This window comes from Psychrobacter sp. 1Y4, from assembly GCF_051847555.1.
Window position 1 is genome coordinate 60,889 of sequence record NZ_JBPYDE010000010.1, and the last position, 16,704, is coordinate 77,592.

The following is a 16,704-nucleotide window of genomic DNA, read 5'->3' on the forward strand; positions in this document are numbered from 1 at the left end:
CGAGATATTACTTTAAAGCAAAAATAGTGATTTATTTTTATCGTTATCTATTTAGTGAGCCATTTTTATAAGAAAAGGACGGTAAAAACGGGCTAAGCGATTTAGTCCAGCATCAGGCAGCTGCGGCAATAACTTATTTAGAGCCATACCCATACCTTTATCGATACCTACTTTTGCAACCGGAATAGATTTACGTTTGATCATACCCAGCTTGAGCGTTTCAGTGAATTTACTAATGAAATGATCAAGTGCTTCTTCATTCATAGTTTCAAGCGCAATTTTAAACCTATCTTTATCGACATTGTCGGGGGTAATTGCATCAAATCCCTCTATGATAATATCGGCAGATGCTTTTGGTAATTCAAAACCTACACGGCGAATACCTTCATTATCTATAAACATCGTTTGATTTTTTAAAAAGTTGAAACTTGGTAAAACGTCTTCGTTTTCATCTTTACCAAGCAAAACGTTGAGTAGTGTCTCTGTTGCGCGTTCAATGGTATTCACAATTTTGCGCATGGCTGCTTGGCGGTCTGGGTTTGGAATGACATCTATCAAGCTAACCAATAAATTGTCGTTTAGTTCGCGAGCAATTTGCTGCGTGAGATCATTGCGATAGGGATAATAAGCTACTTTTTCGCCTGATATGATGATACGCTCAGCCTCATTAATCATGTTGTTTAATTTATCTGATGGGACAAATCCAAAATAGTATGTCATTTTATTCCTCTTGAGTGTTTTATCATATCCAGCGTCAGTATGGTCAAATATCTGTATGAGGACATCTTAAGCCAATAAAATGACGCTATAACGCTTGTATGCATTTACTGTCGCAATAATTTGTGCAGGTAGCGTATAGGTATGGAAATATCGAACCTGCATTTTAACAACTATCACTGCCTAAACTGTATTAAGACTACGTTTATACTACTGTGTAACAAATATACTAATCGTTACACTTTAGGTCGGACAGACTTAAGCAAAGACTAATAACCATAAGATCAAAAAAGGTAGGGGGATATGTAATTTGATCCTCATTATCTTATCTAGGGAGAGATAAAATGAATAGTGCTATTGTATTATTATTCGGAATTGCTGCGATGCTTTGCGGCTATCTTTTTTATTCAAAATTTATTGCCACCAAGATTTTGGCGTTAGATAATAGTCGTCCTACGCCAGCCCATACGATGAAAGATGGGATAGATTATGTGCCTACCAATAAGTATGTATTATGGGGACATCATTTCACCTCTGTAGCAGGTGCTGCACCAATTATCGGTCCGGCCATTGCAGTCATTTGGGGCTGGGTACCAGCGGTGCTTTGGGTGGTATTTGGGACGATATTTATGGCTGGTGTTCATGATATGTCAGCCATTTGGGCGAGTATGCGTAATCGCGGTCAGTCTATCGGCTCTATCGCTGGTACGGTCATGGGCACACGCGTACGCAGTCTGATGATGGTCGTTATATTTTTATTATTATTAATGGTCAATGCTGTATTTGGTGTCGCTATTGCCAATATGCTTATCAAAACGCCATCAGCTGTCTTGCCAGTATGGGGAGCATTGATTGTCGCTTTCATTATTGGTCAATGTATTTATCGCTATAATATGAGCTTGGGTTGGGTTTCTATTATTGGGGTAACGGCCTTATACGGACTGATTTATCTTGGCCCTATGTTCCCAGTCGTATTACCTGAGACTGTCTTTGGACTGCCAGATAATGCCGTTTGGATTATCATTTTGTTCACCTATGCCGCCATTGCCTCATTATTACCAGTATGGATGCTATTACAGCCCCGTGATTATATTAATGGGTTGCAGCTATTCGTCGGTTTGATTCTATTATACGCTGCCATCTTTATCTCAACACCTAATATTGTCGCGCCAGCAATCAACACCGACTTACCAATAGGCACGCCATCTATGTTGCCATTATTATTTGTGACGATTGCTTGTGGCGCTATTTCAGGATTCCACGGCTTAGTCGCGACAGGTACGACCTCTAAGCAAATCGACAAAGAAGAAGATGTACGCTTTGTTGGTTACTTTGGTGCACTTGGCGAAGGGATGTTGGCATTAGGCGCCATTCTTGCTGCCACCGCAGGTTTTGCGACCCTTGGTGATTGGCAAGCAGTTTATCAAAAGTTCGGTGATGGCTCGGTTGGCGCATTTATTGATGGCGGTGCTGCGATTCTCAACGCAGGCGTTGGTATTGATTTGGTCTTATCACAAACAATGCTCACGGTAATGGCCGCACTATTTGCCGGTACGACCATGGACACGGGTGTCCGTCTTCAGCGCTACATCTTCCAAGAGTTTGGGGAGTTTTATAATCTGCCAATTTTGAGTAAAAGCGTCGTTGCTACTTTGCTAGCAGTCGGGTCGTGTTTGTTATTAGCATTTGGTGCAGGTGGTATTGATGGGGCGGGCGGCATGATTATTTGGCCACTATTTGGCACTACTAACCAGCTAATGGCGGCATTAACATTGATGATCGTAACCGTTATCTTATTACGTAAAGGCAAGACGGTTTGGTATACCTTAGCGCCCTTGTCATTTTTGTTGATCATGACCGTATTTGCACTGATGATACAGCTCAAAACCTTTTACACAGATGGTAATTGGTTACTCATTATTATGGATATCATCATTATGATTGCAACGATTTTGGTTACTTTTGAGAGTCTGTCTGTGCTACGCCGTGAATGGTCGCAGCATAAAGGTAAAAATGAGACTTAATTAAATCTGAAATATTTGAGCAGAACAAAACGCTAGCAATTGCTGGCGTTTTTATGCTTTGGAATATTGTTTTATAGGATATGGTTAGTACAGTGTAACCCACCAGTTAATGATATTATCTAATAAATAAGTTGTTAGAACCAAGGCAAAACTATGGACGAAACAAAAAACGACCAGCCTTTATGGAAAAGATTCCTAACAGGACTTAATGAGTTCTACCATGCACCATATCGGCAAACAATGGCACGCGCCGCACGCGATGAAGAAGATTTATTTATGCTAATGATGTTTGCGGAGAGTCTCGGCATTGATAACCCAGCCAGCTTTTATACACTTGAGCTACAGCCACTATTTTTAGAAAATTTCCATGAATGGCATACACGCATGGGTATGGAAAAATGCCCCTTTGACCATGTCGGCTGTTGCTAGTTGGGTGACTAATTAGATTGTTAGAAGTAACTATAAATAATAACTATAAGAAAAAAAATACAAACAGAAAATGGGAAAGGATTATGGCTCTACAACCATTAGATAAGCTAGCCACACAGTTAGCTAGCCAGCCGATTATATTTGTCGGTGGTAAAGGCGGCGTTGGTAAGACAACGACAGCTGCCGCACTTGCCAGCTATTATGCTACTCAGCAAAAAAAAACGCTCATTATCTCGACTGATCCAGCGCATAGCTTGGGCGATGTATTAAATGTAGCGCTCAGTAACGAGAAGACAGCAATTACCCCTTACCTTGATGCGCTTGAGCTCAACCCTGATATTATCGTTGATAACCATTTTGCGCAGGTCGAACGTACCATTAAAGGTTATGCCAATCCTGACATGATGCCCAAGATTCGTGAGCATCTACGTCTGTCAAAGTCTGCGCCGGGAGCACAAGAGGCGGCCATGCTCGAATCGATGTGTCAGCATTTGGTAGCAGCAGCGGATGCTGACTCTGATAAAAGGTACGAGCATATAGTCTTTGATACCGCTCCAACGGGGCATACCTTGCGTTTATTAGTATTGCCAGAGATGATGGGAGCGTGGACGGATGGATTATTAGCTCAGCAGCGGCGGCAGGCTAAGTTACGCTCGGCAGCAACGAGTCTGGATTTAGATAACAACAATTATAAAGACGATGATAAAAATAACGTCTCAAACCCCTTTGCCAAGCAAAAACCAGATCGATGGGAGCAGGCAGTATCTGTACTAGAAAAACGCAAGCAGCTGTTTCGTGAAGCAGGGTCGTTACTCCATGATCGTAAGCAAACAGCCATTGTATTGGTAATGACTGCTGATATACTGCCATTGGCTGAAACGAAGCGTGCCATCCAGCAATTAGAAGAAACCAAACTCACGCCAGCGGCAATCGTAGTCAATCAGCTAATAACGCCTACGCAAACCGATGAGTTTTGGCGTACACGTGCGGATAGACAACAAGGATTAATGAAAGAGATTGAAAGTAATTTTACAGACTATCCAATCTATCCCATTTATTTACAGCAGACAGACGTACGCGGTAGCGAAGCTTTGAGTGAGTTATTGAGTTAGATAAGTTATTGAGTTAAATCTGACTCTCAACTTAGTATGGACTTTCGTAGGGTGCATTCCACAATGCACCCTCATAATTTGATAGGTGTTTAGAAAGCACCCTACGCTCTAGAGCGCGTCAACAATCAAAACCATTAACCACGGTCAAGATTATGCGCCTGCAATTTACTTGAAAGTGACCATGCAGCATCAATACGTAAGCTTTCCGCCTGCTCAGACTTACCACTACTGAGTGATGACCATTGCGGCTTGCCACGAGCTTTTTTTAGCTCACTTGGCAGTTTGTGGGTAGACCAAGGGGTAATCGGATTGCTCTCATCATCGTTAAGTTCAACATTGCCATCATTATTTGTTATTTGCTCTTTTGCATACAACAGCTGCGTCGCATCAGTTGCAGCGTGACCACGATGACGCACGGCAACCAACAAGTCCATAGCGCGGGTAGCAAGGAGGGTTAGGGTAGCGGGGTCAATATATAAACGCTTCATACCGGATAACTTGTCCGCGATACTACCTGTATTGGATAACAGCCCACCTGCGATCCCACCTATCGCAGCACCCAATCCCAAAGTCGTACCCAATGCAGCTGCATCAATACCCAATCCCAATAACGCGCCAGCCGCCGCGCCAGAAGTCGTACGAATACCATAACTTTTGAGCAATTCAGGATCAAATGGATCTTGCTGATAAGCTTGCAACTCAAGCGGAGTCGCTGCCACAGCATTATCATAAAACTTGTAAAGATTTAATAACTTATGCTGCATGCTACGCTCGCTTTGGCGCACGGCTTCTTGCATCTGCTGTAACACAGGCATCGGATCATCGTCTTCATTAATTTCTTGGACAAATGCGGCGACATTTAATAAAAAATCTGCAATGATAATATTGGCCTCGTCGTACAGACGTGCCCAGTTTTCAGTCCGGCGTTGCATCAGTTGCTCAAGCATCTCAGCATGAGTAAGCATGGTAGCTAAATTCTGCCAAAGTCGCATCTCGTCGGCAAATTCAAAAGCGACAGAGTCAAAACGGGTGGAGATATGCAAATTACGCCGCGCCAGCATGGTTTGCCATTCATCAATATTGGCGTCTTGGCTATCAGTAAAGTTGAATACGGGCATAACTGGAATGGCTGCCCACGACAAAATGGTTAATTCGTCTTTATACTTACCGAGCACAGGCTCACGCGCATCGACTACATAAATGGTCATATCACTCGCCAGCAGCTGGCGAATAACTTTTGCTTCTTGGCTATAATCCTCACTGCTACCTAAGGCATCACCACCTTGTGCAATGTCTGTTGCCAAAAATTGCTGCAAACGCTCAATACCATCGCGGCGACTGGCAGTATTGTCCTCGAGCCAATCCATCAGACCAGACGCATCCTCCAAACCCGGCGTATCGTATAAGGTGACCAGAACTTCACCCGTTTGGTTATCCGTTAATTGCGCGCGCTCCACATGGCGGGTAGTCGCCGCCTCGTTTTTGACTTCACCAAAATAGACGTCACGTAGTAAGGTGCGCAGTATTGAGGTCTTACCTGTATTGGTATGACCAACGACTGCCAATTTTAATGGCTCGTCACTGGCAATTGTGGTTTTACTGGTTGTTTTAGTCGCGTCCATTGGTGACGTTGATAAAACCGATGAATCGGTTAGACGACTATCGGTAGTAGATTGATCAGTATTACCCGCACTCTGCTCTTTACTGATATCAATAGGTGGCGTACCCTCAGTAGGCTTGGTAGAAGAATTAGACGCATAATAAGCCTTGTCCGCAAATAGGCTTTTAGGCCGACTGTCAGAATTATTATTGTTATTATTCATGATAGGGTCTTATATTGAATATTATTGGTCAATGGCGGCTTTTAATTGACGGATAACAGCACTTAACAACATCTCGTCAATCTCAGTTAGCTCGTTTAATCCGTAATCATACGTTTTTAAGATCATTGCTTTTTGATCTCGAGTAAGGTGTACCGATATATCACCATCTTTTACCATTCCTCGATAATCTTCTAGCGTTACTTTTTTATCATTTTTCATGTCCAACCTCCTCTTGACTGTCGATACTGTCGATTTAGCAAATACTGTATAAAAAATCACTCTTTTTTATACAGATACATCCTCATCTATAAGCTATTGTAACCAAACGCTCTTATATGGTCTATATACGCGATGTTATTGCTAATCAGTCAGTTTTAAACGGCACTAGGTGGACGAAACAATACTTTAAACTTGTTCTTTAGCCCTTTGGTACGAAAGAAGCGTTGCCACATACGATAAAAGACACCAAATATTAGGCCAATAATATTATCGTGACTGGTCACGCCTACCGCACCATATTTCACTGGGTTATTAACCGTATCTTCTTCTACGTAAGTGCCAAACCAACGATCAAAAAGAATAATAACGCCGCCATAATTTTGATCGATATAGTCGCCATTGGTACCATGATGCGCACGATGATTGGAAGGAGTATCAAAGATATATTCAATCCATCTAGGGAACTTACCAACCGTTTCGGTATGAATAAAGAATTGATAAATCAGATCAAGCGCGTAGAAGAAGAAAACCCAAACCGGATGGACGCCAAGCAGCATCAGCGGGACAAAGAACAACCACCAGCCTGTGACTGAGTACAATAAACTTTGGCGCATAGCGGTTGATAAATTCATTTGATCGTCGGAGTGATGTACCACGTGTGCTGACCAAAACCAGTTGATTCGATGTGAGCTACGATGAAACCAGTAATAGCAGAACTCGACTGCAATAAAAATAGGAATGGCCGTGAGCCATGTGACTTCAATCGTAAACAAGCGATATTGATATAACCACAAGCAAATAGGCAGCACGACAAGTGCTTGTATGACCAGCTCAAACCCTAAATAAGAGCCGCCTAAGCTAAAGTTGGTCATGGCGCGACGCCAACCAAAGGCAGATCCACGTCCACGCTTAGATTGATAAAACCATTCTGCCAAAAATAATAAGAAAAAAGGTCCACCTGCCAGCGGTAATAGCCACTCTTGCCAGTGTGCAGGTAAGATACTCGCCAGCATAGGCTGCCATGACTCAGGCGCGATGGCTAAGATACTTTGATTGAGCATCTCTTTGTAAGCATCTAGGGTCTGTCCGTACTTGCCTAAACTTATTAGACCGTTACTACTATTATCTGTCATCGCCATAACATCCTACCGCATATCTACCATTATGGTCATCCTTGACTCTTTAATATAAGCTTGACGCCTTATAAAAGCAGCATTGCTTATGAACGCATGCGTCATCTACAGTCAGTCTAGTCTTATACAAAATGGTAAAGGGCTACTCATATGGATTTTTTGCAGCCTCTGTCTGCGCAGGTACCACAAGCAAGAAAAAATTATACCAGTAGAACCTTATAATGAGCGACTCTCTACCAAGCCAATATTACGTGCGGCTAATGCCGTTTGCCATTGTTGATAACGGATAGTCTGAGGCGATTTCGGGTCAGTAACCACCACAGATGTTGAGATATCATTAATATCGGCGCTATCCGTTCTGTCATTATTTAACAATTGAACGTTGAGGCCATGTTTTGCGTGAGTAGCAATGCGATCAAGCTTACGCAGGGTGCCGCGATCTGGCAATGCCTGACTATGAATACCTAGCAATACTTGTACTGGATTTTGCTCCAAATAGGTCGTTAGGCGATCCATATCATCCCGGTCATCAACGATACCGAAATCTTCAACCTCGCTATTGCTATCAGTACCCTCAAGACCTGCTTGCCACCAATGATCCTGCTCTGATGGATACTCAAGTAACGCAACCAGCTTCTTGCCCGCACTAACGCTCGCCTTTGGTGCTACCGGTACTGGTGCTTCATTGAAATCATCGGCATCTACTACTTGACGCTGCCAAAAGCTTAAAATCTTTTGATAATAGGGGAGTTTAATATCCAAGCGCATTTTTTTGCGGCGAAACATTAGCGCACAAAATGTCCAAGCGATCGCCCGTGGAACGATACCATACATAATTAGGCTACCAATTAACAAACTTGCCCATTGCCGCGCGACAGATAGTGGCATGGCATCTGTGACCAGTCGGCTCTGCACAATAGCAGCATTGTCCGGCACATCGAAACCAACCATACTGGGCAGCCAGCCAAGTACTTGGGTCAAGCCAATCAGCGCCTGATCTGATAGTAACGTCGACTCCCAGCTAAAGCTATACTGACGTACAATTAATAAAAAAATAATCGCAAACATCATGCCTGTCAGTGTTGCCAGCCACAATTGATGACTAAACCGACCTAGATACCAGCGCATCCCACTATGCTGCAATTGACGCTCGTATAACTCGACTGCCGCCTTAGTGACATCGTCCTTACCACGTATTAGGTAGCTGGGACTCACAAAGTTTGCAAACCAACTGGGCGACTGGCGACCTTGATTAATCAGTGTCATCACGAGCCAGCCACCGAGCATCAATGTATGAAAGCCCAGCAGGCAAACCAACACATAGAAAAAATTGACCACGTTGGTCTGCAATAAGGTAAACAAACCCAAAAATCCTGACACGCACCAGACGATGCTCATGACTATCATGATGCCTTTAATGCGGCCATCGATTTTCCCCAGTATCCGTGCAAGATTGCCATTACTGTCAATACGCGAAGCTCGCCGATGGAGCTTTTGAATCGGCTTACCGTCTTCTGCCTGTAATTTTTCGGTTACCAATAAAGGATCGGTCGTAAAGACGTGCTGCTCGGTCTCAAGCGTACGTACCAGCTCAGTTAATTGGTCTTGGGGTGATAGCATGATAGGGAGATATCCATATAAATAGAACAAACATTAATCCAGTAAAGTAAACAACTATTACGAACATTGTAACCTATTCAAGATTATTTTCATTCTTGCTTGAATAAACAAGAAATAAGGGTAAAATAAAAAGCTGACCAAATGGTCAAAATACAACCAGTAGTTATGGATAATAAAATCTACCCTAAAATTAAGTTATAAATATTATGACATATTCAATCATATCGTAATCTACTATACCTTCTCTTCTTAAAGAGTCTCTGCCACAGATATGGACTCTAGTGATCGTTTATAGCAAAGCTAGACAATACGATTGTGGTTGTATTTAAGCTTTATTTTAGGCTTTAGACAAAATATACATATCTAAAATAGATTAATAATAGATTATGCAGGGAGCACATCTATCTATGGATATCAAATCTACTTCTCAACCTCTATTAGAACGGCCAGAAGATGAAAACCTAGGCACTGTCGCCAATATTGCTTATGGCTTCCAACACGTACTAACTATGTATGGTGGTATTATTGCTGTGCCACTGATTGTTGGGCAAGCAGCAGGTCTAGTACCTGCTGAGATTGGCTTACTGATTGCCGCATCTTTATTCGTTGGCGGTTTAGCAACATTATTACAAACGCTTGGACTGCCGTTTTTTGGTTGTCAGCTGCCACTGGTGCAAGGGGTCTCTTTTGCAAGTGTCGCGACTATTGTGGCGATTGTCACTGCAGGAGGCGGTTTACCATCGGTATTTGGTGCTGTCATTGCTGCATCCGTTCTCGGGCTTTTAATCACCCCTGTTTTTTCAATGATTATTAAATTCTTCCCGCCACTGGTCACAGGCGCTGTCATCACAACCATTGGCTTGACCTTGATGCCCGTAGCAGCGCGCTGGTCGATGGGCGGTAATAGTAATAAGCCTGATTTTGGTAGCATGATCAATATTGGTTTAGCCGCCTTTACGCTAGCATTGGTGCTGTTATTAAGTAAACTTGGCAGTGCCGCTATCAGTCGCTTGTCGATACTACTCGCTATGGTCATCGGTACTTTTGCCGCTTGGGCAGTTGGTATGGTTGATTTTTCTGGTCTGATGACAGGACCTATCTTTGCCTTTCCTACTCCCATCTATTTTGGTATGCCAACCTTTGAGATTGCAGCTATTATCTCTATGTTTATTGTGGTGCTGGTCATTTTGGTAGAGACTTCAGCAGATATTTTAGCCGTTGGTGATATTATTGACACCGAAATCGATTCACGTCGTTTAGGCGATGGCCTACGTGCAGATATGATTTCAAGTATCGTGGCACCGTTTTTTGGTTCATTTACCCAAAGTGCATTTGCGCAAAACGTAGGTTTAGTTGCTGTGACTAACGTAAAAAGCCGCTTTGTCGTTGCTGCCGCTGGTATTATTTTGGTGACATTGGGACTATTACCAATCATGGGCCGTGTCATTGCGACTGTTCCTACTGCTGTATTAGGCGGTGCTGGTATCGTGTTGTTTGGCACGGTCGCCGCGAGCGGTATTCGTACCCTTGCGCAGGTAAGCTACGAGAATAATATGAACCTTATTATCGTTGCTACCTCTATCGGCTTTGGCATGTTACCAATTGCCGCCCCAGCTTTCTATGACCAGTTCCCAGATTGGTTTGCCACGATTTTTCATTCTGGCATTAGCTCTACTGCTATTATGGCCATTTTACTCAATTTATTATTTAATCACTTAAAAATAGGTAACTCAGATCAACAATCAGTGTTTGTAGCTGGTACGGAGATCAGGACAGTACGCTCTGATATTATTGTAGATTTGAATGAGGGTGATTATTTTGTTGAGGGTAAATTATTCGATTGTGACGGACAAGAGGTACCTGTGGAGCCTGATCAAAGGCAGGTTGCTCATCATTAATCTCTCTTTTATATGACTTAAGATACTAAACCGCTTATTGACAAAGGCGGTTTTTTTATCTGTCATCTTATGCCATAGTAATATTAAAAAATGTAATATTAAAAAATCAGCCTAAATAACCCATTAAGATAAACAGATGACAAGGAGTCGGTATGAGTAATATAAGTAAGAAAGACAAAACCTACCTAATCATCGGTGGAACAGGGGGCATTGGTCAGGCAATGGTTAGACAGCTGGTGCAAGCGACTACCGATGAGCAAAGCAACAACAGCACGCAGGTTAGAGTCTTTGCCACTTATCATAGAAACGTCCCCGACTTTGAAGCGGCTAATTTGTACTGGTTACAAATGGATGTCAGTGATGAGAGTAGTATCAAACAAGCCGTTGAGGACATAAAGCAACAGAGCACCCATCTTGATTGGGTCATTAACTGTGTAGGGCTATTACATACTAAAAAGTCACAACCAGAAAAGGCACTCCGCCAAGTTGAAACGGAATTTTTCTTACAGAATATGCAAATCAATGCACTAGCAGGGCTACTTATAGCTAAGCATGTCAGGCCGTTACTTGCCAAAGCCAAGCGCAGTACTGATAAGCCGGCGATATTTGCGACTATATCGGCACGTGTGGGCAGCATTGGTGACAATCAATTGGGTGGCTGGTATAGCTATAGAATGAGTAAGGCTGCGCTGAATATGGGCATGAAAAACCTAAGCATTGAATGGGAACGCTCATTAAAAGATGTGTGCATAGTGGTCATGCAGCCAGGAACGGTCAACACCCAGTTGTCAGCACCATTTCAGGGTAATGTCGCTGATGGACAGTTATTCTCGCCAGCCTATAGTGCAGAATGTCTACTAGAGGTACTGTCAGGTATGAGCGCTGCCCAATCGGGGAGTTTTGTCGACTGGGCAGGGGAGACAATCCCGTGGTAAAAAAGGACTTAAAAAAGTGAATTGTTAAAATAAGAAAAAGGGTATGTCATAATTCAATCAATGACATACCCTTTTTATTTATAGCACTCTAATTGATAACAAACAAGTCCATAAACTCATGAACAGGCGTCTGCTCTAATCGACTTTGATCGTCGCATAGCGCAACAATCTCGTCACAACGGCTCTCAATAAAGCGAGTCGCTAAACTGGCGCGAAACTTTGCTTCTAGTATAGGAATGCCTTCTTCACGGCGGCGTTTGTGTCCGATCGGGTATTCCACAGCGACTTTATCGGTACTAGTGCCATTTTCAAAGAAGATTTGAATCGCATTGGCAATTGAGCGCTTGCTTGGGTCATGATAGTCTGCTGAGTAGCGCTCGTCCTCTTCTACCACCATTTTGCTACGCAGCTCATCAATGGATAGATGCTGCTCATGATAGTCATCTTCATAGTTCTCTGCCATGAGATCGCCAGTTAGTAGAGGGACGGCAACCATATATTGTAGGCAGTGATCACGATCAGCAGGATTGGCAAGCGCGCCTTCTTTTGAGATGATTCGAATCGCTGAGTCATGCGTGGTCAGGACGATTTTTTCAATCTCATCAATTCTATCTTCGATGCGCGGATGTAGAATAACTGCGGCTTCACAGGCGGTTTGTGCATGAAACTCTGCGGGGAAACTTATCTTAAATAGTATGTTTTCCATCACATAGGTGCCAAAGTCACGCTGAAAAGTAAAGCGGCGCTCATCTTCAGGCTTGAGTGCGAGATCTTTATTGGTATGACTAAATAATACATCATAAAATCCCCATTGCGGCGCGGTCAGTGCACCAGGGATTCCCATCTCGCCGCGACGGGTGATATCGACCAAGCGTACCGCTCGGCTGGTTGCATCACCTGCTGCCCATGATTTACGGCTACCAGCATTCGGTGCATGGCGATAGGTACGTAGCGCTTGACCATCAACAAGGGCTTGTGAGATCGCGGCCATAATGCGCTCACGTGGTAGGTCGTATAATTTAGCAACGACAGCGGTTGATGCAAGTTTGACCAAGAATACATGATCCATACCCACGCGGTTAAATGAGTTTTCAAGCGCCATAACACCTTGGATTTCATGCGCCATAATCATAGATTCCAGCACATCTTTCATAGTAAGCGCTGCGCGACCTTTACTGACGTTTTGCTGACTAATATAGTCGGCCACTGCCAAGATGCCACCCAAGTTGTCTGAGGGATGCCCCCATTCAGCGGCAAGCCATGTATCATTATAATCAAGCCAGCGCACCATACAGCCAATATCAAAAGCGGCCTTGATGGGATCTAGTCGATGAGAAGTACCGGGGACGCGCGCGCCATTAGGCGTTATCTGATCGATGCATTCAGGCCCTAGATGCTTGGTACATTCAGGAAAACGTAGTGCCAAAAGGCCACAGCCTAGCGTATCCATTAGACAGTGACGTGCAGTCGTCCAAGCATCGGCGCTATTTGGAGAGTCATCAATAGAGTAGTTGAGAACATAATCGGCGATTTTTTGAATCTCGTCATCATATTCTGGACGGACATTGCTTTCTACATTAGACATAGTCGTTACCTCTTCCTTGAGTCAGATGATTTTTTGACTATCGACCGTTTATCAGTATCTTCAGTCTTACGATCATAGTCATGACTCAAAAGTAGCACAATCAATATAGAACAACAGTGAAGTCATGTAAAAGAACTTTATCGTTTGAGGCTTTATACGTAAGATCTCATGATTGCGTCAATTTTATCAAATCAAGTCAGCCACTTAAGTCATCAAGTAGATTAAGCCTGCGATGAATAAGAGGCTCAATACTAAAAGCAAAAAACTCAACAATTTGGTGACAAATCCTGAACTTTCAGAGCCAGCTGATTTCTGAAATTTTACTTTACCCTTTTTTAAAATGGGTAAGACCATGGTGATATGTTCGATATTGTCTTCAAGATACACAGGACCTTCAGGAACAAACCCCAATGATTCGTAAAAGCTGAGCAAATAGGTCTGTGCTGAGATAATAATCGGTTTTTTACCGTACTTTTTGCGGCAATACTTGATGGCATGCGTCATGATTTGCCGTGCTAAACCATAGCCTCGATGATCGCTTAATACCAGCACTCTTCCGATAGCAGGCATTGAGTGTGCTGAGTTTTCTAAATAATTTTTGGGATTAAATTTAGGTCCAATAATGCGACAATAGCCAACCAGCGCCTCATCCTTATGAGCGATCAGATGCAAGCAATCAAAGTCTACCTCATCCATATCTTGGTAAGCACAGTGTTGCTCGACAACGAATACTTGCGAGCGGGCCTTTAAAATATGATAGAGGTCAACTGAGGTCAGCTCATCAAAGGTTTTTATAGAAAATTCACAGGTCATAATTAATGATTCTTAACGGTTTAGACGTTTTTGGTTTACCTTTACAGTCGCTGCATAAGGACTAATGCCTTTATCTAATATTTTAATCGTTTCTTCATCGATATCATGCTCAAAGTTATTAAAAGCATGATAATGCCCTAACATAAAACGTTGACAGCTGCTCATCCATTTATTTAATAAAACCGATTGTGATGACATAATTTGCAAATTTATATCACTAATAGAATCTACAAAAGCTTTTTGCTTTTCTTCAACCATAGTAAATATCTCTTTTTGTTGCAATGTGGGGTTCATAGGAGAGGTGGCAAGCATCCAAACTCTAGAAGCCATAATTTGTGGCACAGCCGCGCACATCATCATGGTTTTTTTCTGAAGATTGACTGCACTTACTGAGTTCATTAACATTTTTTTCTCAATATACTTTAAGTTAATTTAACATTATATAGGCTTAACCATGGAGTGTTTGTCTAATTTTGTCCAAGTTTAAACTATCCGACATGGCGCTAAATATCTCATAATACTTACCACCTTTATCATACAGATCTTCATGCGTCCCAGTCTCAACTACTTGACCGTTTTCTATTACTACCAAATCATCGGCGTCAATAATCTGCGCGATATTGTGCGACACCATAATCACCGTACGATCTTTTTTGATTAAATCTAAGCTTTTTTTGACCTGCTGACTGGCGATAGCATCCAGGCTGGCGGTTGGTTCATCTAAGAACACAATCGGTGGATCTTTTAAAAACATCCTTGCCAGCGCAATGCGTTGCTGCTGACCACCTGATAGTGATTTTGCCGTACTCTCATAACCATCTTTAAGCTTCATAACTTGCTCATGAATCGAGGCTTTTTTGGCAGCGACAATAATGTCCTCTTGTATCGCATTGGTATCGCCATAACGGATATTTTCGCTGATAGTCCCTGAGAAAATATGATTACTCTGTAATACTAAGCCAATATTGTGACGTAAATCATGAGTATCACAGTCTGCTAAATCATGACCATCCAAGTAGATCACGCCTGCGTCTGGCTCGTAGAACTTGACTAACAAGCTAATAATGGTGCTCTTGCCAGCGCCAGAGAGGCCAACAAGAGCGGTAATACGATTGGGACGAATCTCAAAACTGACGTCTTTTAGTGCTTGCGTGCCGTTAGGATAAGTAAAATCGACGTTTTTTAGCTCAATATGACCCTGCAGATCTTTACTACTGATACCGTCAATATTCTCAACTTGTTTGTCATCTTCCAATATCTCAAAAAACCCTTCTGCATAAGTGAGCGCATTATTGATCTGATCATAAATGCGATGCAATTGACGGATAGGGGCGGCGACGTTCTGAAACAGCAGTACATGAAACAAAACCATGCCGATGGTCATCTCGCCTTGTAAGACAAAATAGGCAGTCAATAAAATAATAATGACGATGCCAATTTGCTCAATAAAGGTCTTTACCGCATCATAGATAAAGCCAATGCTACGAATGCGCAGCTGATTGCCTGTCATCTCTTTTTGAATCTTTAGATGCTTTTGCGCCTCGATCGGCTCACGGACGAAGGATTTGACCACGCTAATAGAGTTAATAAGCGAGATAACAAGCCCGCTTTTGGCCTCCCGAAAGCCGCGCATCTGCCGGCGGTAACCTTGTAAGCGCCTAGCTTGCTTTTGACTAATAAAAAAGTAAATGGGTATGATAATCAAACCAACGAGGCCAATCCAAAAGTTGGTCGAGAACATAATAATAAGCGACACAATGGCACTGGCAAACAGTGGCAGCATATCAATAAAGAAGTTTTGCACTAGGCTGGTCAGGCTCATCACACCATAATCGATGCGGGTTTGCAGCTTGCCACTATCGTTTTGACTACTGGTATAAAACGCCATACGGTAGGTGAGAATGCGTTCTATAATCTTTTGTGATAAATCGCGTGACAGATTAATACGAATTTTCTCACCAAAAAAACGCTGACCAAAAGAGATGAATATCGATAATATCTCTTTAGTCAACAACACGGCACTAATAATACCTAACATACGCAAACCTGCCTGCCAAGGGTCGGCAAGCGCGGCAATCTCAGTTAAAGTATCAACGGTATAACGCAATACAAAGGCATTGACCTGTGCGGTAAAAGAGCCAAGTACGGTTAAGATTAAAGTGGCTACGATTAACACTTTGTAAGGCGCGGCAAAGGTAGCAAGCTTTTTTAGAATATTCCACAGCAGTGCACGGCGCTCCGTTTTTTCAACGGGTGCAGTATTTAAGAAAGGATTATCATTTAGGACACGTGTGGGTTTAAACGGTTTTGGCATATTAAGGTTTTGGTCTTACGATTGAAGCCAATAAAATTTAGAGTCAAAAATATAGCAGCTGGTAACTATTCTATTATCCCGC

Annotated in this window: 14 protein-coding genes; 5 read left to right on the forward strand and 9 right to left on the reverse strand. The window is 42.7% G+C overall.

Going from position 1 to position 16,704, the window contains the following annotated elements:
- Positions 1-51: 51 nt before the first annotated feature.
- Positions 52-720 (reverse strand): hypothetical protein, encoded by a 669-nt coding sequence (locus tag ACS8FC_RS09895; protein ID WP_439261357.1) that lies wholly within the window; start codon positions 718-720, stop codon positions 52-54.
- A gap of 341 nt (positions 721-1,061) precedes the next feature.
- On the opposite strand from ACS8FC_RS09895, the gene ACS8FC_RS09900 reads away from it, so the two are divergent.
- From ACS8FC_RS09900 to ACS8FC_RS09910, 3 genes are all read left to right on the forward strand, one after another.
- Positions 1,062-2,741 carry a carbon starvation CstA family protein gene (locus tag ACS8FC_RS09900; RefSeq protein ID WP_439296623.1) on the forward strand — a complete coding sequence of 560 codons (1,680 nt, stop codon included), beginning with the start codon at positions 1,062-1,064 and terminating at the stop codon, positions 2,739-2,741.
- A 153-nt stretch (positions 2,742-2,894) separates the two neighbouring features.
- Positions 2,895-3,170: a cory-CC-star protein gene (locus ACS8FC_RS09905; protein WP_439296624.1), complete on the forward strand. Its 276-nt coding sequence runs from the start codon at positions 2,895-2,897 to the stop codon at positions 3,168-3,170.
- A gap of 83 nt (positions 3,171-3,253) precedes the next feature.
- Complete coding sequence (locus tag ACS8FC_RS09910) at positions 3,254-4,282, forward strand: ArsA family ATPase (RefSeq protein WP_439296625.1); 1,029 nt, start codon at positions 3,254-3,256, stop codon at positions 4,280-4,282.
- A 134-nt stretch (positions 4,283-4,416) separates the two neighbouring features.
- Here the strand turns inward: ACS8FC_RS09910 and ACS8FC_RS09915 are convergent, their stop codons facing one another.
- From ACS8FC_RS09915 to ACS8FC_RS09930, 4 genes are all read right to left on the reverse strand, one after another.
- The gene (locus ACS8FC_RS09915; RefSeq protein WP_439296626.1) at positions 4,417-6,105 is read right to left on the reverse strand and encodes a DUF3482 domain-containing protein; all 1,689 of its coding nucleotides are present in this window, start codon (positions 6,103-6,105) and stop codon (positions 4,417-4,419) included.
- 21 nt (positions 6,106-6,126) lie between these two features.
- Positions 6,127-6,324: a hypothetical protein gene (locus tag ACS8FC_RS09920; protein WP_439296627.1), complete on the reverse strand. Its 198-nt coding sequence runs from the start codon at positions 6,322-6,324 to the stop codon at positions 6,127-6,129.
- A gap of 155 nt (positions 6,325-6,479) precedes the next feature.
- Entirely contained in the window at positions 6,480-7,457 is a 978-nt protein-coding gene (locus ACS8FC_RS09925; protein ID WP_439296628.1) for a sterol desaturase family protein, read from the reverse strand.
- 216 nt (positions 7,458-7,673) lie between these two features.
- On the reverse strand, positions 7,674-9,077 hold the full coding sequence (locus ACS8FC_RS09930) for a DUF2868 domain-containing protein (protein WP_439296629.1): 1,404 nt from the start codon (positions 9,075-9,077) through the stop codon (positions 7,674-7,676).
- A gap of 407 nt (positions 9,078-9,484) precedes the next feature.
- On the opposite strand from ACS8FC_RS09930, the gene ACS8FC_RS09935 reads away from it, so the two are divergent.
- Positions 9,485-10,975: a nucleobase:cation symporter-2 family protein gene (locus ACS8FC_RS09935; RefSeq protein WP_439296630.1), complete on the forward strand. Its 1,491-nt coding sequence runs from the start codon at positions 9,485-9,487 to the stop codon at positions 10,973-10,975.
- Between the two features lie 152 nt (positions 10,976-11,127).
- The gene (locus ACS8FC_RS09940) at positions 11,128-11,910 is read left to right on the forward strand and encodes an SDR family oxidoreductase (RefSeq protein ID WP_439296631.1); all 783 of its coding nucleotides are present in this window, start codon (positions 11,128-11,130) and stop codon (positions 11,908-11,910) included.
- 88 nt (positions 11,911-11,998) lie between these two features.
- On the opposite strand, the gene ACS8FC_RS09945 is transcribed toward ACS8FC_RS09940, so the two are convergent.
- The 4 genes from ACS8FC_RS09945 to ACS8FC_RS09960 all read right to left on the reverse strand — a co-directional run bounded on the left by ACS8FC_RS09945 (position 11,999) and on the right by ACS8FC_RS09960 (position 16,622).
- Positions 11,999-13,495: a bifunctional 2-methylcitrate dehydratase/aconitate hydratase gene (locus tag ACS8FC_RS09945; RefSeq protein ID WP_439296632.1), complete on the reverse strand. Its 1,497-nt coding sequence runs from the start codon at positions 13,493-13,495 to the stop codon at positions 11,999-12,001.
- Between the two features lie 204 nt (positions 13,496-13,699).
- Positions 13,700-14,308, reverse strand: a complete 609-nt coding sequence (locus tag ACS8FC_RS09950) for a GNAT family N-acetyltransferase (protein ID WP_439296633.1) — start codon at positions 14,306-14,308, stop codon at positions 13,700-13,702.
- 12 nt (positions 14,309-14,320) lie between these two features.
- A complete protein-coding gene (locus ACS8FC_RS09955; RefSeq protein WP_439296634.1) occupies positions 14,321-14,713 on the reverse strand; it encodes a hypothetical protein in 393 nt (130 codons plus the stop codon).
- Positions 14,714-14,756: 43 nt separating this feature from the next.
- Positions 14,757-16,622 (reverse strand): ABC transporter ATP-binding protein, encoded by a 1,866-nt coding sequence (locus ACS8FC_RS09960; RefSeq protein WP_439296635.1) that lies wholly within the window; start codon positions 16,620-16,622, stop codon positions 14,757-14,759.
- Positions 16,623-16,704 lie beyond the last annotated feature (82 nt).